This is a genomic window from Marinobacter manganoxydans MnI7-9 (genome assembly GCF_000235625.1).
GTDB classification, from domain to species: Bacteria; Pseudomonadota; Gammaproteobacteria; order Pseudomonadales; family Oleiphilaceae; genus Marinobacter; species Marinobacter manganoxydans.
Genome location: NZ_AGTR01000014.1, coordinates 97,017 through 115,043 on the forward strand (window position 1 = coordinate 97,017; position 18,027 = coordinate 115,043).

At 54.5% G+C, this 18,027-nt stretch carries 8 protein-coding genes and 1 tRNA gene; 3 read left to right on the top strand and 6 right to left on the bottom strand.

Going from position 1 to position 18,027, the window contains the following annotated elements; all coding sequences use genetic code 11:
* Nucleotides 1-82: 82 nt before the first annotated feature.
* Together KYE_RS03515 and KYE_RS03520 are read left to right on the top strand one after the other, a co-directional pair.
* Nucleotides 83-1,726: an FMN-binding glutamate synthase family protein gene (locus tag KYE_RS03515; protein WP_008170462.1), complete on the top strand. Its 1,644-nt coding sequence runs from the start codon at nucleotides 83-85 to the stop codon at nucleotides 1,724-1,726.
* Between the two features lie 117 nt (nucleotides 1,727-1,843).
* A tRNA-Pro gene (locus KYE_RS03520) sits at nucleotides 1,844-1,920 on the top strand.
* Here KYE_RS03520 and rrtA read toward each other — a convergent pair.
* The 5 genes from rrtA to KYE_RS03540 are packed head-to-tail and all read right to left on the bottom strand — an operon-like array spanning nucleotide 1,899 to nucleotide 15,269.
* Nucleotides 1,899-2,495: a rhombosortase gene (gene rrtA, locus KYE_RS20985; RefSeq protein ID WP_081467498.1), complete on the bottom strand. Its 597-nt coding sequence runs from the start codon at nucleotides 2,493-2,495 to the stop codon at nucleotides 1,899-1,901. The two genes, KYE_RS03520 and rrtA, sit on opposite strands and share 22 nt — an antisense overlap.
* Before the next feature lie 46 nt (nucleotides 2,496-2,541).
* Nucleotides 2,542-4,761 (bottom strand): choice-of-anchor U domain-containing protein, encoded by a 2,220-nt coding sequence (locus tag KYE_RS03525; RefSeq protein ID WP_139043658.1) that lies wholly within the window; start codon nucleotides 4,759-4,761, stop codon nucleotides 2,542-2,544.
* A gap of 10 nt (nucleotides 4,762-4,771) precedes the next feature.
* Nucleotides 4,772-12,466, bottom strand: a complete 7,695-nt coding sequence (locus KYE_RS03530; protein WP_008170465.1) for a hypothetical protein — start codon at nucleotides 12,464-12,466, stop codon at nucleotides 4,772-4,774.
* Between the two features lie 11 nt (nucleotides 12,467-12,477).
* Nucleotides 12,478-14,253, bottom strand: a complete 1,776-nt coding sequence (locus tag KYE_RS03535) for a hypothetical protein (protein WP_139043659.1) — start codon at nucleotides 14,251-14,253, stop codon at nucleotides 12,478-12,480.
* Between the two features lie 50 nt (nucleotides 14,254-14,303).
* A complete protein-coding gene (locus KYE_RS03540; protein ID WP_008170467.1) occupies nucleotides 14,304-15,269 on the bottom strand; it encodes a peptidyl-prolyl cis-trans isomerase in 966 nt (321 codons plus the stop codon).
* A 134-nt stretch (nucleotides 15,270-15,403) separates the two neighbouring features.
* On the opposite strand from KYE_RS03540, the gene KYE_RS03545 reads away from it, so the two are divergent.
* Nucleotides 15,404-16,060 (top strand): response regulator, encoded by a 657-nt coding sequence (locus tag KYE_RS03545; RefSeq protein ID WP_008170469.1) that lies wholly within the window; start codon nucleotides 15,404-15,406, stop codon nucleotides 16,058-16,060.
* 15 nt (nucleotides 16,061-16,075) lie between these two features.
* On the opposite strand, the gene KYE_RS03550 is transcribed toward KYE_RS03545, so the two are convergent.
* Nucleotides 16,076-17,998 (bottom strand): TonB-dependent receptor plug domain-containing protein, encoded by a 1,923-nt coding sequence (locus tag KYE_RS03550; protein ID WP_158217740.1) that lies wholly within the window; start codon nucleotides 17,996-17,998, stop codon nucleotides 16,076-16,078.
* Nucleotides 17,999-18,027 lie beyond the last annotated feature (29 nt).

The following is an 18,027-nucleotide window of genomic DNA, read 5'->3' on the forward strand; positions in this document are numbered from 1 at the left end:
AGGATCCCGCATCGTACGACTAAACTCTTCATCAGCTGCCGCTCTGTTCGAGTCGGCTTTTCCGAGCCAATCAGAGGATCCCATGGAAAAAACAAAGACCTTTCCGCTTCGCTATACCGCCTATGCACTCAGCATTGCCGGATTTTTTGTCTCGCTCGGGCTTGCCCTGGTCTTGGAGGAAGGTTATGTATTTCCGGTAATATTTGGCGCGTTCGCGGCCCTGGGTACCTACGACCTGATGCAACGAAAACACACGGTCAGCCGGAACTATCCGATCATGGCCAACTTTCGTTATTTGCTTGAATCCGTGGGCCCTGAAATCCGGCAGTATTTCATCCAGTCAGACACGGAAGAGCGTCCCTTTTCACGGGAACAGCGCACCATCGTCTATCAGCGCGCGAAGAATGTTCTGGACAAGCGCCCTTTCGGCTCACAACTCGGGATGTACGATGAGGGTTTCGAGTGGATGAATCATTCCCTTGCACCCACCCGCCTCAGTAGTAGCGATTTCCGTATCCTGATCGGAAAAAACTGCGACAAGCCCTACAACGCAAGCGTGTTCAACATCTCTGCCATGAGCTTTGGCTCGCTGTCAGCCAACGCCATCCTCAGTCTAAATGCCGGCGCCAGGATGGGAGGCTTCTATCACGATACCGGAGAGGGCTCCATTTCCCGCTACCACAAACAGCCCGGCGGTGACCTGGTCTGGGAGATCGGTTCGGGATACTTCGGCTGCCGTCACAAAGATGGTTCGTTCAACGAAGACATGTTTCGCGAGAATGCCTCATTTGATCAGGTCAAAATGATAGAGCTCAAACTATCTCAGGGCGCAAAGCCCGGTCATGGCGGAATTTTGCCCGGCGCCAAGGTAACGCCGGAGATCGCCGAAGCACGAGGCGTTTCTGTTGGCGAGGACTGCGTCTCCCCTGCCAGCCATTCGGCGTTCTCAACACCAATAGAAATGCTGGAATTCATTGACCGGCTGCGGGAGCTGTCCGGAGGCAAGCCCATTGGCTTCAAGCTCGCTATCGGCCACCCATGGGAATGGTTTGCCATCGTTAAAGCCATGCTGGAGACCGGGCGAAAACCGGATTTTATCGTGGTCGACGGCGGAGAAGGCGGCACCGGTGCGGCTCCCCTCGAGTTTATTAATCGGTTGGGAATGCCAATGACCGAAGCGCTCCTGCTGGTTCACAACACTCTGGTGGGTACCAATCTTCGGGAGGACATTGCCATTGGCGCCGCCGGCAAGATCACCTCTGCCTTCAACATTGCGCGAACCCTGGCGCTGGGGGCTGACTGGTGCAACGCGGCCAGGGGCTATATGTTTGCGCTGGGCTGCATACAGGCGATCAATTGCCACACCGGGCGCTGCCCGAGCGGCGTAGCCACCCAGGACCCCCGACGCGGTAACAAGCTCGACGTAGAGCACAAGAGCCAAAGGGTATACAACTACCACAAGAATACGCTCGACGCGCTGCAGAACCTGCTGGAAGCCTCGGGGCTCAGGCACCCTTCCGAACTCGGCCCGGAGCACATCGTTCGGCGGGTATCCAAAACAGAGGTGCACTCTTACATGGATCTGTTTCCATTCCTCGAACCCGGGGCCCTGCTGGAGGGAAAAACCGGGCTGACGGTGTTCGACAAATACTGGGAATTTGCCCGGCCAGACACCTTTGAACCACCCGAATTTATCCTGAAACTCCGGGAAACCAAGCTGCGCTAAAAAACGGGCATCAAAATCGCCATCGGATGTTTATTTTTTCCATGGGCTCGTGTAGACTTCGCTCCCGCTAAGCCACTGAGAATACTCTCAAGTTTTTCCAGTTGGCAAAGAGCGAATCGGGGCGTAGCGCAGCTTGGTAGCGCACTTGCATGGGGTGCAAGGGGTCGTAGGTTCAAATCCTACCGTCCCGACCAGATTCCGATAAAAAGCCCGGGCCGAAAGGTCCGGGCTTTTTGTTTTTGCGGACTATGCAAAATCGACACAGCAAACCGAAGCAGCAGCCGGCAAGCACTCCGAAGGTGTGGGCGTCTGCAACAACCCTTTGATCTGTCATGGCCATCAAGGTCAATGGTCCGTAGAGACTGTCCTGTGCAGCCTTGAGCAAAACCAGGGCAAGCACAAGGGTCAGTGGTGATTTAAACTCACTGATCTTGACTACTAACCCGAGAGACAGCATTCCATAGAGCAAACCAGATAGTCCGACGTACCAATCAACCTCTTTCGCAACTACCTTCAAACCCACCGTGATTGAAACGGACAATAGAACGATCAATAGTAACCACTGGTCCGTGTTGAGTGCCCTCCCAACAAGCGACCACAGTAACCAGAGTCCGGAGAGATTCAACAAGAGGTGCGACCAGTCAAGGTGGACGAAATGGGCCGATACCAATCGCCAGACCTCGCCACTCTGATGGAAATCATTCCGGTATTGTAAAAAAGAAGAGGCTTCAGGCTGAAATACGGCAACAATGAGCGCAATTACGCTCATTGTTGCCGGGATCCCGTAGTTGTGTCGGTTCTCGCCGAAAACCCTGTTACCGGCCACTATTCCCTCGGCGAAGACGACTGCGATAGATCAAGCCCGCCGACAAGGCTACCAATAACAACAAGAAGGGATCGAAACGGCCTCCACCGCCACCACCACTGGCCGTACTGCTCTCAGTCTCGCCCTGGATGCCACCGGGGTCCTTTATGCGTTGATTGGCAAGGCCGTCTGCATCGTTCGGACCACCATCTTCAATTAATAACATTGCGCACCAGTCACCCTGGTTCAGGCCAGGCCTGTAATCGCCGGATTTAGGTGGAGGACAGAAGCCCTCTTCACCGGGAGCCGAATAAACCGCATTCCTGTCATTTTCGATAAACGCATTCCAGGCCATCGTCTCTGCCGAATATTTTCTGTAGACAGCACGTTTTGGAATGACTGCAAGCTGCGGTAAGACGACATAAGCCGAGTCGGATGGTTGCGCCAGACCACTCACCGTAAAATCGAAAATGCCGCCCGGGAACTGCTCCGAACGTTGGCCCTCCTCCAGTGGGGGCAATGAGAACGCCAGAGCAACGTCATCTACATCCACGATGGCGCTGTTCTTTTTCGACGATAGCGCGGTATAGCCGAGCGAAAGTTTCAGGCCCGGCTCTGTTTCGATCAGGTATTCATCGCTCGCAGAAGCCATGGCGCGGATCAGGTTTTCCGGTTCCAGGTCATCAAGATAATTGGGGATGCCATCGCCGTCAGTGTCAACGAAGCCTTCAATATCGTCAGTGATGCCATCACCATCCGAATCCAGCGACGTGAGCAAAGGGGCTTCGCTCAGCACCGCTATCACTACATCATTACGGCTCTCTGCAAGCGAGCTGTCTCTGACGCTTACGGCAGCGGTGTAGAACCCGGGCGACAGGTTACCCGGATCAAATACGAACTGGCCGTCAGAACTGTCGCCGTCCGTCTCTAGCAACTGACTGTCACTGAAGGACCAGTCATAGCTATGGCTATCACCGGGATCCGGATCGCTGACCAGGGCATTCACGGTGACGGGGCCTTCATCTGTAACCACCAGCCGAGTCTGGCCCTGCCCCTGATCGGCAACCATCTCTACGGTAGGAGCGATGTTCTGGTCACTTATTTGTGCCGTGTAGACGGTTTTCTCGCCAAGCACTACGTTAACCGAGGCACCCATGGTCACTACGATGGTTTCCTGGGTCTCACCGCCATCAGCGTCATCGATCACCTGAAAGTTAACACTGCCCCGAAGCCCGCTCTGTATCAGAATCTCTCCATTGGCAAGGGTATGGTCCACTCCGCCGCCGACTGCCGTGCCAGCGACCGTGTAGGGAATCGAAACGGGATAGATCGCGGCCGGTCCGTTCAGCTCGGCAACCAATTCCACACTGCTGCCCTCAGCCACCACCGCATCGGTATGGAAGTTGACGATAGGTTTGACAATCACGAGCTGGGTCTCTGTCGCCACATTCCCGGATTTGTCACTGGCTTTCCATTCCACAAAATGGGCACCAGGAGGCATTTGTGGTCTGGCATCGTTAGTCGCTGTGATGGCGCCATCCAGAGCATCGAAGGCGGTCGCTTCACCAAGATCGACCCGGGTGAATAGACCGGTAGCTGGAACCTCGATATCGCTGGGCGGAATCAGCAGAGGTGGTTCATCATCTGCGTTGAGATCCCGACCCGCCAGGTACTCGTCCAGGTTGTTAACACCGTCGCCGTCTGCATCAAGAAATGCGTCGGATGGATCAAAAGGGTTCAGTCCGGCGGCGACTTCCGCTACGTCTGAAATACCATCCCCATCACTGTCCTGACTGTTGGGATCGGGGCCATCAATAATATCGACGCCTCTCAGAGCGAGGTTCAACTCCACCGACGTGCCCCGGTCATCTACCACAACCTCTGTAGCGGCAGACCGTGAAGTACCCATCTGATAACGAACCGTAAGCACATCGCCCTTGCGCAGAAAGCCGTCGCGCCGTTCATCAATTACGTCCAGTGGCACCGAAAGCACATAGCGATCCTGTGCCGCAGGATCCTCGCCCATGACGTAGCGATCAATGATCTGCCCCTGGTACTCAAGAAGCAGGGACACATTCGTGTCAGCCGCCGTCACTAGAGTGCCATCGACGGTCACGGTTCCGTAGAGAAGATTGTCAGGCTCGGGGATCGCTGCCATCGCAGAGTGGGCAACCAACATCATTGGCACAAGACCTGACGATACAGCCCTGAAAACACTTGTATTTTTCATGCTGATCACCTTAGTTCCCTGAGTAGCCGTAAGTCTGGAAGTGCAACTTGATGTCTGAAATACCGTTGCCATCACGCGTGCCTTCCGGTGTGAGCTGTCCATGAATCAGACGATCCAGGCCTTCATCAGGCAGGTAATTGAGGGTGCCTCCCGGAATCACCAGCATCCAGTCCGTATTCCAGACCGACCGTCCCACCAGGCGAGTATCACTGGCAGTCTGGGCGGGATCGTATTCGCCACTGTCGTGGTAGGCCCGGTAGCTTGAGGACCGGCGGATATCCGCATAAGTGCCACTGAGGGAGTCATTGATCGGAATCCACTCGGGATTGGTCAGATCCGATGCGCCGATCGGGAAGGGTTCAGGCAACCGTTGGTCTACAACCCGCCATTCCCGGGTCGCAAGCGTGTCGCCAGTGGGCGAGCGCATAATATCCATACCCACGGGAAGCAGGTAGACACGAGGCGTATTGGACAAGCCGGTTTCGTTGTAGCCTTCGAACCAGGTGCCTACGGCCCGCACTTTGGTCGCGAAATTCGTTGGATCATAGGCGCTGTCGCCTGCCCCCAGTTCCCGACCGAAGAAGTTGAGCCCGAAATTCACGGTTGTCGGGAAGCGAATCACCAGGCCTGGCTGGGGCCCCGCACTCTCCGGGGCAAAGGGCCTGGCATAGCGACGGAACTCGGGAATATCCCAAAGGTTATCAACCCGGCTCTCTTCGAGCTTTTGACGCCATTCCTGATTGGTCTCCAACCTGACCAGCTCACTGTTCGGATCGTCGGGGTCAAGACGCTTGCGGAATAACTCATAGCGCAGCGAGAACCGGTTGGTTTCCACCTGAGGGTTGTTGAATCCCAATTGGCCACGGTAGACATCGAAGTTCTGGGTCAGTCGTGCCAGAACATCTGCAAGGCCGGGCGTGCCGGCAATAGGCACACCATCAATAACCTGCCCTAGTCCGCGCTGCCGTACGATATCCGCCAGGAACTTGCGGCCTGAACCAGCATCATCACCGAGCAGATTGGTTTCGTAATCATAGGCGGTTGCTGCCAGGTAGACATAGCGAGCCGCCAGATCAAACTGGGCACGGTATTTCTGCAGGGCATCGTTGCGGAAGATCCGGAACGTGAGGTCGCTGTAACGGTTGGCCTGAACATCACCAGCGGTAAATACCCTGAACGAGCGGCGCTCTTCCAGCAGGCGCTGACCCTCAGCGAGGACTTCGTAATAGCTGCCCAAGCTCTGGTTTACCACCTCGGCCTGGGTAAACAACTCAAGCCTTAATAACGCTTCTTCCCGCCAGAGTTGTTCCAGCTCTTTGATCCGTTCCTGAACAGCAACGTTTAGGGTATCTCTGGATAACTTAATGTCCGTCTGTAATTCCACAGCCTCCTTGGCCACATCAATACTTGCCTCTGCAATCTCAGCGGCGCCGGCTGCGGCGTAAAAAGGGGTCGTGGATACCAAAGCCATTGCGCCTATAGCACCTCTGACGCCACTCAGAGCATCGTTGGAAAAACCGATTACTTGAGGCAAAGCATTTTCTACGGAATCCGCCGCATCTTTCAGAGCTTCAGCACTTTGAGTGGCGACAATGTTGGCCGATTTTGCGGCGATAAGACCCGCATTCAAATCGTAGGTATTATTTGCCCTTTCATTTAGAATGCGTATTTCGTCCATATTTAGCTGATATTCTGCTTTTATCAGGTCTGCCGCGTCAGTAACTTCAAGCAACAGATTTTCATGCTCTTTTGCCGCCCTTTGGAGCTGGGCCTGAGCTTGAATGAAATCAGAAACGGCATGCTGAAGACGGCCGGGTGCCCTGCGCTTACCCCAGCTCTGCGGGGCAACGAATTTCCAGTCAGCACCTCTGGCCACGGGATAATCAACTTCAAGAGTGTCGCTCACCCAATCATAAGCAGCGCCCAGGTCGCTGGGGAATGCAAAACCCTCTGTCCCGCCTAGGGAGATTGCTGAGTAAAACCCTGTAAATGAGCCGTCAGGAGGAGGCAAGTCTCCAGTTAATTCAGAACTAACATACATGTAGTGATAGATATCCGGCCCGTTATAACCGGACGGATAGGTTTTACCTCCACCAACATCACCGGCGTACGGGTACCCAAATATTTCAATCAGGCGATTCCGGTAATCTCTCTCTTGCTGAATCACTGAATTATTCAGCTCGTCCGCGTCGTCTTGCACCGAGCGAACAGACTGCGTTTGCTGGTTAGCAAAGTTGAAGACCTCTACGGCGTTATCCAGAGCAATCTGTGCCCGTTGCGCTATCTGGTCAAAATGGCTTTCTCCCTGAATACCCGAGCCGACCTCAAGAAAGTTCGGATCAATATCGAAAGGCACAACGCCCTTGGCCAAACCCAAAGGATTCAACCCGGCGTCGGCCTGGTCGAGCTGTGCCTGGACTGCCCCATATTGATCTACAATCTGAGAGAGCTCCACGACGGTTGTGCGGTCAACCTTTTCGATCCCCTGGTTGAGCTCGTCCACCGCCGGGAGAATGGCGTTGGCGGTCAGCCAGTCAAAATACGCACCCTGCCCGGCACGACGACCCCAACCATCCAGCCCCCAGGCCCGATCACTCTTATCTGCAGTGTCCTTGTAGCCCTGCCATTGTCCGGACGGTGCCTCCACATATTTCTCGCGGTATGTGAGATTAATAATCTCCGAGCCAGCTTTTGCTTTGGCGGCGGCGGCTTGAGCAAACTTTCGCTCGTCCAGGTAGTCCACCTCGATTGGCACGCCCGCCACCAGGACAGACTCGGCTCTGGGTTTCCAGGTGAAGTTTGGTTCCTGCAACAGGACGTACCGACTCTTAACGGAGCTTAGGTAATGCCCCCATGCATCCCCATGTCCTTGCGGGTAGAGAGCCCGGGCATCAGTCTCCGTAATAAATCCGTCCTTGTTCTGATCGGTTATCCGGTAATTCTGCACGTAAGCGACTTCGCCGTTGCCCTGGGTAAAATTCCAGAACAAACGGTTATTTACGGGATACCCGGAAACACCGGCACGGCTATCATCCCGCCCGCGCAATAACACAAGCTCTTCCTCCAAAGGCGATTGGAGTTGATTCTTGAATGCAAACAGCGAGGAAGCGACGCTGCCCAGTTCACTATCAGCTTCAAGCCCAATGGTCGGATCCTGGGCGTCGGCATAGGCTTCATTACCGAGGAGCATGTACAGGTCTGCGATTCGAGTCGCCACATTGAGCAACTGGGTATTCGCAGCGATATCATCGAATCCCGCGTTGATACTGAGGTCTTTGCCCCGTTCTAGCACGGTCTGATAGGCCTCAATGATTCCTACCCCATTCACCACATCCGGGTCAGGGTTGAACGGAATAGGACCGGCATAGGGTTCGCCGGCCTGTGCGATCATGCTTGTCAGCGTATTCACTTCTGCTTCCCGGAAGTCGCTGACCCGCTGATCAAATGGATTCAGGCCCGCAATGACCCGCTTTATCCATCCTGTGGCAAGCATGCCTTTGGCCAGAACAGCCGGGTCGGAGGATGGAGCGGCAGGGTCATAACTGGGATCTCCGGCCCATGCACTCGGGGTCACATCGTTGCCGTACTCTGCACCACCCAGGTTGGTATAACGGGTAATGAACCAGTTATCACTCAGGGTAAGAAGGCCTGGGCCCTCAATGGTAATGTCGAGTGCACCGGGGCCGGAATCCGGGTGAATAATCCAGGGAGAGAGAGGATCGCCAGGTACCGGCGGTGAATCCGGTTGTCCGTTGGTATCAGGCTGGTAGTACCATTCGAAATCAACCAGATCCGGATCCCCGGCAAAATCGCCGCTGTGCCGCAGCGTAAGTGCCTCCTCAAAGATGTTATCGGAAGGCACAACCCAGATATTGCCCTGGTAGACGCCATTGCTATTATCCATCCGCAAAACCTGCAGACTGACGGGCAATGAGCCAAGGCTGGGATCATTATTGAACGCGACTGTAACGTAGCCTTCGCCAGTCGGGCGCCCTGCTGTCAATGCCATGGGCGTGCCCAGTAAGGCCTGGGATTCGGCCACTGTGTTGTCTTCCACCTTTACGACGAACTGGGTTGGCGGCAGAACAAAGGCAGGATCATCGAGGCGATCATCCCGATTGTTGTTATCGGCATCAGCGAAATTGTCTGCGATTCCGTCTCCGTCCTCGTCAATGCCTTGCCCCAGGTATTGCGGCTGGACGCCGACCAGATATGCCTCATCTGGAGCATCCTGCGGATCACCGTCCAGATTGAGCCCGTTCGGATTTCGAGAGAGGTGATAAAGCTGGTTAACAGCATCAGAAAACGCCTGATCTGCTCCCGACAGGGACAGAATTCGATCACGCTCCCGAGTCGTCATTATATTGGGGAGCAACTGAGGATCACCGATCTGGCTGTCATCGAACCAACCCCTGAAGCTAAGGGCTCTGTTGATCGGGTCGTAGCGGAGACGGGTTCGAATTACGAAGGGAAGATCACTGAAATAGGTGATTCCACCTTGCGAAAGGGTCGCAAGTTGACCACTTAACGCCTCCAGCGGAACCGAACGATCGCTAATCGGATCCATCAGCTTCACGAGCGAATCCGAAGGCCCCGCACTCACGGTTTCCAGCGTTTCATCATAGATGATCTGCGCAGCGGCCTGACCGTTGATCTGGGGAAGGAAGCATTTTTCTGTGGACGGGGACGAGCACGAAGCTTCTTTCGAAGAGAACAGAGTTTCGCCAGGCGCCATGACAGGGACCGCGTCCGGCCATTTAAACTCGTACCGAACGTTCACCGGCGTTCCTTCTACGGTACTTTCCGGAGCACCAACCAGTCGATCCAGCCAGGGCACGCAGCTTGCCGGCTCCTGGTCGGATTCCCCGTCGTTGTCCAGGTCGTAGTAGAAACCATTCTGCAGCCTGTAGTAATACTGGGCCGTTACTTCTCCCTCTGCCCGCGCCCAGAAACTACCTTTATGGTCCTCCCAGCCGGCCTGATTTACATCCGTAATCAAAGACTGATCACAAACGCCGAACGCAAGAAAAGGCCGAGGTAATTGGAGAAGATTCCCGGCAGTGAGCGTGTAAAGTCCCTTGTCTACATATACAGGATTGTTTGCTGTCGGGCTGAAAGGGGCGTTCGGATTTCGCGCCTCGATACGATAAACCTGAAATGCCCAGCTCTGAGAGTTGGAATCCAGATATTTCAGAATCGTGTATGGCTCGGAGGCATATAGAGGGTTGTTGTCTGCCACAACAGCGTTCAGGTCATTACGTAATGCAAAAACAGTGTTATCGAGCAAAAGCGCATGTTCCTCATTGGCATTAAAGCCAGGAAGCTCGGGAACAGGCTGGTTATAGATTGAAGCATTGGTATAGTTTGCAGGCAATTCTCCTGAGCCTTGCTGATCCGCGATCACGATACTTTTGGCGTCACCCTGACTTGGACCAACCTGTGGCCATTCACAGGCATACCGAACCGGGGCATCACCCCAACTTTGACCCAAACCGTTCTGGCGATACCAGACTACCGCCATTGCATTGTCGATATTACTGCTCCTGTTCACCGGGAAGATCGGCCCGATGCCCGTTGTTCGGCTATGAAGGCTCGCATCATACCGGGCAGTTTCAAAAACAACGTGGCCGTTTCGCGCAGGGTCTTCATGCAGATTACTGGTCAGTGGCGAGCCAATGCGGCAGTTGTTACTGTTCTGCAAAGAACCCGAATCATCCCAGGGCTTCGTATACACCACCTGAAATACCGGTGATTGGGTCTGGATGTCTACCTCTTCCTCAGGCGTATTGGTAGCCACGTAATGCAAGACGACATAATCAGACTGACTGCCAACTGGCTCTGACCGGATAAAATTACCGTCCGATACCAGGTCAAGGCTGCTCGGTGGATAGGCAACGCGAGCGAATCGCATGGGTAAATTCGGATTGTTTGGTTGATGCACAGGCTCCAAAACGGCCTTTGTATCGGCGATATGGGTCTGGATAAGATCAACGGGCGGCAAAACAGGCTCGACGATAATCCTGGTGGTGTTTTTATCAGGGTTATCGGGGTCCAATTCGGTTGAAGTCCGCCATTGCAGCGTTAGCAAACCCGGAGGTTCGCCGATGATATACAGCGTGGAATCGGCTGCACTCCAAAAGGTGTAATCTCCGGCGTCGGTGGCAACTTCACCATTGATGAGAACTGTTGGCGCTTCAACCAGTGCGTTGTCTGGAGGGGCAATTCCTTGGCCAATGATTTGATCAACAGGTATTAACCAGTTACCGCCTGCTGCATCCAACAGACCGAGAAAAACATCTTCTGGACCCGAGACGGGACTAGTCGGTGCTTCAGTAGGAAAACCCGAAGATACCAGTTCCTCTGATGCGAAAACCGCAGAACCTGTCAGCGCGGAAGCAACTGACAGGGTAACGCCATTATCACTCAGAGCTACCCTGGAATTGAGGCTATCGGTTGTAACATCATAATGACCGATCGGTCGTGATATCGAGTTGACCCACTGCCAGGTTTCATCCGGCCCCAGTTTAGCCACGAATATTGAAGGTTGTATCGCTTCAGCCAACGGGCCGTATCCGATAAGACTGGGGGTTCCAGTATAAATTCCCGAGTAATAGACATTACCCGAGTCGTCAGACTCAATCGAAACACCCTGATCTCCGTATGAGCCATAATAAATGTCCGCGAAGCTTCCGGTTTCAAATCCCTGCTCTGATACCGTCACTCCTGTAGCTGCACTGATCCGACGGACACGTTTGGACGCATGATAGACGTCCGTATCAGTAACAGTGATGTCCGTTTGTGTTTGCAGTGAGCCCGGTCCATCCCAAACCCATCGGCAGTCCAGCGAATAGGTAGTGGTGCTCTGAGGGTCGTTGGGATCGGCGTTTTGTATAACCTCCTGAACTCGGGCAACTAGATTGCTTGCCGAGGTCGCGTTCCCGCACACAGAGGTAATACCGAATATACTGAAGTCAATGTATAGATCACTGGATCCATCACCACGGGGTTCTGCTATGATCTTGTTGGCCGAGATGAATTGAATGGCACCGGCGGTGCTTGTCACGCTGTCGACTGAGAGGCTCCATACCTCATCACCGCTGCTCCTCGATAAACGCGATAGCTTGAGAATGTCCTGGCTCTGGCGTTCTTGAGACGCCACGTAGATTCCGTTGCCACCTTTGGGAACGGTCAACTTTACGCCAACCTGATCGTAGCTTCTTGCCCAGTTCCAGCCGCCCGATGAATTGAGTTTTGCTATGAATGACTTGTTCGCGGCAATATCCACTCCGGCGATCGTTGCCGAACCAGCGGAATTAAGCCCTCCTGAGATGTAAACACTATCAGAGGCATCGATTTCCAGGCTTTCCGGGGAAATGATCGCAGCACTGTTAACAACTTTGGCCCAAACCAAATCGCCTTGGCTGGAATACTTTGCGACATACAGATTTTCCGCTGAATCACCAATAAATGTTTCGAGATTTCCCTCTGAATTAACAAACTCGATCGTGCCATTGAAAGAACCTAGCGTGACGCTGTTTCCTCTGGAATCAACTGCAATGTCATACAGGCGTTGCTGCCCACTTCCCCCGAACTGTGCCGGCCAATTGGCAAATACCGGACTCGCGAAAAGACATCCCAGCATTACAGCAATCAGGGAAAGCATCAAAGAACGTCGGAGCACGTAGTAATGGTGTTTGTTTTCCATGACCGAAGTCCTCACTGATTCAACGTATCAATTTGCGCAGCGTGGCGAAGCGTGAAGCTTCCGGCCGCGACAATCTGCTCTTTATGAAGCCCGGAGATCACTTCCCGGTATGTGCCCTGCTTCACGTCGTAGTTTGCGCCCAGACCTTCACCAACAGAGCCAAAGGTAAATTCCATACGGCGGGTCACCTCGTAACCATCGCCACCGTGGTCGGCGTGGTAGTAATGTCGGAACGGGTTGGTCGGCGCGTCGGCTGCCAGCACGATGTCTGCAGTCAGCACGCTATCGAGGCCGCCAGCCATGGCGAAGGTATCGCCGGCAAAATCATAGGCCATGGTGCTCATTCTCCTGCCCACAAGTTCGCCATCCCTCAACACCGCTCCCCGAAAGTTGGGAACCAGGCTGTCGTCCGTCAGAAGCACGTAGCGACCATCATCCGCACGCATCTGGATGACGTCCTTGAGCAAGCGCACCTGGCCGCTTTCACGGTGCATAATGACCCGGAAAGAGAAGTTGGCGGCGACGGCACCCAGCTCACTGGACTGGGATACAGGGAAGCCCTCGGCATCTGTGCACAAATCACTGCCCGATCCCGGATTGCTGCCAATGATGACGGCCTCCGCTTCAACATCGACAGTTCCGTCACCGTCCGCATCGATTGGTTCGAGTGTTGTTGGTTCTGTTGTGCAGGTGCGCAGATAGTTGTGAACCTGGGATACCTGATCGATCGTTACGGTTCCCACCCACAGGGAGTTAAGCTGCGGCGCTGAGGCTGTCACCGGGATTAGCCAGCGAGCACCAGAGGTGCTTTTAACCTCAAGCGTTTGTCCAAAATCATCAGGCTCGAAGTCTGCCCGTCGAACACCGAGCGGCACCCGGCTCTCTCCCTCAGCGCCGACCGGAATTGCCAGGCCGTTACCGAGCGGTAGCCAGGACTGCTCCGACACCGGATCCGGGTTGGCGTAGAATATCCCCGGGGCTCCACCCAGAAGTTGTAATGTCGCGGTATGCGCAACGTCCAGACTGTTTTCGAGCTTTAGGGTTAACTGCTCTAGAACCGTGCCGAACTCCATTCGATCAACCTGTGGCAGATCGATGTCCATTGGCCCGACAAAATTGCTGCCTCTGTCGCTGAAAACCCAGTAGGCGGTATCCGAATCAATCACGGTGTTGGAAGGATTTACCTGTTGCCATTGATCACCCACCAGACGGTAGATCGATTGCCCGGCATGAGCAGGCGATCCGGCTAGGAAATCGGAAAAAACCGGGGGATTTGCCGGATCCACGTGGAAACCGGTGAGGCTGAACTCTCCCGGCTGCCAGTTAATCCTGGGTACTGCCGGGCGCCCTGTTATGGAAAGCGTGGCCTCAGAGCTACTCTCCAGCTTTACCAGATACGCCCGATTGGCCTGCACCGCAAACAGATTGCTCAGGAATGCCTGCGGCGCTGCGGGTGGAAAATAACGCAGCCAACCCGGTGCACTCAGCATGCTTTCGGCATCAGGGTCCTGAATGAAATCGACCTTTGCACGCTGTGCAAGCCAGGTCCAGACGCTGCTTATCTGAGCCCCGCTGCCATCCACAAAATCGGCAAACACCTGCCCGGTCGCATCATTGACGGGAGCGACTTTCACATGGATTGCATTCCAGCCGGGCGTCAGACGGATCGTCTGAGTGCAGTTAAGCCCTCCGCTGCAGACAACCTCGGCCAGGGCAAAGCCCGGCAATGAAGAGCAGGCGATGATCAGGGATAAAGCCAACGGATGAAAAAGTTTCTTGATGGTCATTTGGATGCCCCCGGGACCGGGATTTGTGTTGGTTGCAGGCTCAGGATTGTTCATTGCGGAAGCTCCGGTGGCCTGACTGCGGCCACTTCTTCGTCACGTACTACCACCATCTGTGATAACAGGGATTCGTTGACAACGGCGGGCTTCACACTTGCGACTGTAGCCTTGAGCCAGTCGGCCTCCTGCTCCATTCGCATCCGCTGCAACAACTGGATCCGAATGTTGGTCGCCACCGATTCCAAAGGCGTTATCCGTTCGTCCCGGATGTCGATCAGCTTGAGGAGGTAAAGCCCGTCCCTGCCTTTGATCGGCGCGGAGATCTCTCCCGGTTTTGTGATACCGGACAGCGCAGTGGCGAGAGCCGGATCAAGGCTCTGGCTTTGCTCGGCGTGCCACCCGATATCGCCCCCCACATATCGAGACCCCTGGTCGCCGGAATATTGTGCCGCGAGGGAACCAAAGCCCCGGATAGCCTCCGGTTGACTCAACGCCAGCGTCTGAACTCGGTGGGCCAGTTCTACCACCCGCTTCGACTCAGCCGCAGGGGCGTTGTCGGCAAGCTCAAACTTGATGATGGCAGCCCGCTTCTGGGCGGGCGTGGTGTAGCGGGCAATGTTGTCCTGGTAATAACGACTGACCTGATCCTCGCTAACCCCGATCCTTTCAATGGCCGGTTTCAGTTGCCGCTCACGAAGCCGTGCAATAAGCGCATTTTCCAGCGCCCGCACAACCGCCGGATCCTGTTCGTAACCCTCGTCAATAGCCGTTGCGATCAATGCTTCCCTCTCAATCAGTTCCTGGAGCAACCGATTTTTGATTTCGAGAGCGTTCGAGGCCGAGCTGCGTTGTCCCATGTAGGCCTTCAACTGGTCAGCAGTAATGACGGAGTTTCCGATACGGGCGACTTCGTCCATTGAAAGACGGGGATCGGAGGCCTGCTTGAAGGCGTAAAACCCTGCTCCAGCAAGGGCAATGGTGAGTAGTGAGGAATAGATAAGAATGCGTTCTTTTGGCATAGCTCGCCTTCCATGGGATGCCGGGCCCATCACAGCCCGGTCCACCCGTTTTCTGATCTACTGACCTTAGTAAAAGGATTACAGGGCGGTAATAGTCCGTTTGGGTAGTTTTTGCATCTATCCGGTTGGCTATAATGAAAGAGCGTCCGGGATGGACAGAAACGAAAGGGCGGGCATCAAAAGTGCGGATTTTGGTTTCAGATGATCATGAGCTGATACGGGACGGAATCTCCATTCTGTTGAAGAAATTGCTCGATAACCCGACGGTTCTGGAAGCTGAAACCGGCGACGAGGCGATCAGTATTGCCGAAGCCCACCGCGATCTTGATCTCGCGGTTATCGATCTCTCGTTACCGGGCGTAAACGGTCTGCCAATGGTTTCAAAACTGTGCCACCTCCTGCCCGAAACGCCGATTCTTATCCTCTCCGCCTCGGCCGACCGAAACCTTGTTCTTAAAACCATCGAATCTGGTGCGTCGGGCTTTGTATACAAGTCGCTGGGAACAACGGTGCTGGAGGAAGCCCTGCAAATGGTATTGGCTGGAGGAGTCTTTATTCCACCTCTCGTGGAAGGTGAAGACACTGAACTGGCCGGCATCACACCCCGCCAGCGACAGATTCTGGAGCTGCTGGCCCAGGGGAAATCAAACAAGGAAATGGCGAATACGCTTCACATCTCGGCAAACACCATTAAAAATCACCTCGCGAAGCTTTACGACCAGTTCAGTGTATCTAACCGAACCCAGGCAGTCATGAAGGCGCAGGAGTTGACGTCCGGAACGTCGATGTGACCGTAGCGATCAATCTCAGAACTGCGCTGAAACCCTGAACAGAAACCGGGGATCCTGAGCGCTTTCGCCTCGAACATCTCGCTCATAGCGATTTGTCAGATTCTGAACGACACCCTCGAGCAGCCAGTCCTGCGCCACTCTCTTGGCAAGCCGAACGTCCAGACGATGTGTTTTGGCAATGACAGGTGAAACCCCCAGGTCTGCATCTCCATTCCAGGACATGTCATCCAGGAAGTAATACCCCAGGCTGGCCTCGATCCCATGGTTCAGCTTCTGTGCAAAAAGCAGACTCAGTGTTGCATCCGGGACGTGATTCTCCCGGCTGATCAGACCGGTATCAATCACATCGTAACGGTCTTCACTTCGAAGGAACGCAAACTGGAGACTCAATTGACCGCCGCGCCATGGCTCAGTCTTCAGCTGCCCCTCAAGCCCCCATGTATCCACTCCGACCCGCCCGTCATACCAGATTTCAACACCATCATTCAGGTAACCAGGATAGGAAGAGGTCAGATCCGTTTCAGTTCGATACTGGTTGTCCAGGCGCTCATAGAAAATACGTGCATCGACGAACAGGCCATTGTTGAAAAGCTGCCCTATGTAGCCCAGATCAATAACGTCCAGCTCCTCTGGCTCCAGCCCACCTCTGGAAAAAGTTATTTGTCTCAACACAGTGCCGTCGTCAAAGTACAAGGCGCTTCGGTAGTATTCCTCAAAAAGCGTCGGTTTGCGCTCTGAGTGGCTGAAGCCAAGCCTGAGGGTGTGGTTCCAGAACGGCATATAGTTCAAGGCTAGTCGATAGGACGCTCCCGTTTCATAGAGATCGCCTCGTTCCAACACACCGCCGGCATTGACGATCCATTGCTCTGCCAGTGGAATGCTTGCCTGGGCAAATGCCCGATAACTGTTATCTGTTCGCCATGCGTCATCCCCAAACGTGTCGAAGCTACGCATACTTTCCTGTCGCCCACCGGCGCCGAGAACCCATTTGACAGCTCCCGGGTGGTAATCGCGATACTGCACCTCAATGTCGTGACGTTTTTCCTGAAATGTATAGACGCCTGTCTCAACTTCCTGATCCTGGCGCCCATCGAACAACAAGGGAATATCTGCGGGCGTGACTCCCAGCAAATCGGAGAGCAGGCCAAGACTTGTTCGATCATCTTGCTCGGAATAGCGCCGGTAAACCTGCACATAGAAATCGCGATCCCTGCCAAGCGTACGAGTCCAACGCAACCGTTGCCTGTCGGCCCTCATATCGCGAGATGTATTCGGTAGCAGCACCGGAACATCCGCGTTGTTATCAAGGTCGCCATCGCTCGCCGAGAGGGCAACATCCAGCTCGTCGCTATCGCCCAAAGCGATCTGGCTCCGAAGGTTAAGGAAACCCAGGGCCTTGCCATCTGACCTGCCACGATTGCCCTCCGTCTCTTCATATTTGCCGGTAAGCCGGTAATGTAACGGTCCATCGCCCGCCCCATATCGCATCATTGCTCCGCGACTGTCACGGGACCCAACGTATCCACTGACAAAAACACCCGGAGTGCCTATGGGCTTGCGCGTGATGATGTTAATCGTTGAGGTGAACGCGTTGTAGCCATAGGTTGGCGCGCCACCACCCCTGATGACCTCGATTCGTTCGATGTCCTCAAGGGCAACACCGAGGGTCTGCCAGTCCACGGTCAGATAGGAACTGTAAACCGAGGCACCGTCGATCATCACCTCAAGTCCACGTTGAAGAATATCGGACTGGCCATGGTAAGCCACAAGATAGGGAGAACTGATAGTAGCGCCCGATACCTGAAATCCGGGAACCAACCGCAGCAAATCGGCGATTTCCGTCGCACCGGATGCACGGATCATATCCTGATCTATAACGGTCATTGATGCACCCGACTGGCTGGCCGGCTGCATCATTCTGGATACAGTTACACCCACTGGAATATCCGTGAAAAAGTGCGTTTCGT

Coding starts and splice junctions, on each gene's coding strand:
- KYE_RS03535 (WP_139043659.1), bottom strand. CDS start 14,253: ATGACCATCAAGAAACTTTTTCATCCGTTGGCTTTATCCCTGATCATC.
- KYE_RS03530 (WP_008170465.1), bottom strand. CDS start 12,466: ATGGAAAACAAACACCATTACTACGTGCTCCGACGTTCTTTGATGCTT.
- rrtA (WP_081467498.1), bottom strand. CDS start 2,495: ATGAGCGTAATTGCGCTCATTGTTGCCGTATTTCAGCCTGAAGCCTCT.
- KYE_RS03540 (WP_008170467.1), bottom strand. CDS start 15,269: ATGCCAAAAGAACGCATTCTTATCTATTCCTCACTACTCACCATTGCC.
- KYE_RS03545 (WP_008170469.1), top strand. CDS start 15,404: ATGAAAGAGCGTCCGGGATGGACAGAAACGAAAGGGCGGGCATCAAAA.
- KYE_RS03515 (WP_008170462.1), top strand. CDS start 83: ATGGAAAAAACAAAGACCTTTCCGCTTCGCTATACCGCCTATGCACTC.
- KYE_RS03525 (WP_139043658.1), bottom strand. CDS start 4,761: ATGAAAAATACAAGTGTTTTCAGGGCTGTATCGTCAGGTCTTGTGCCA.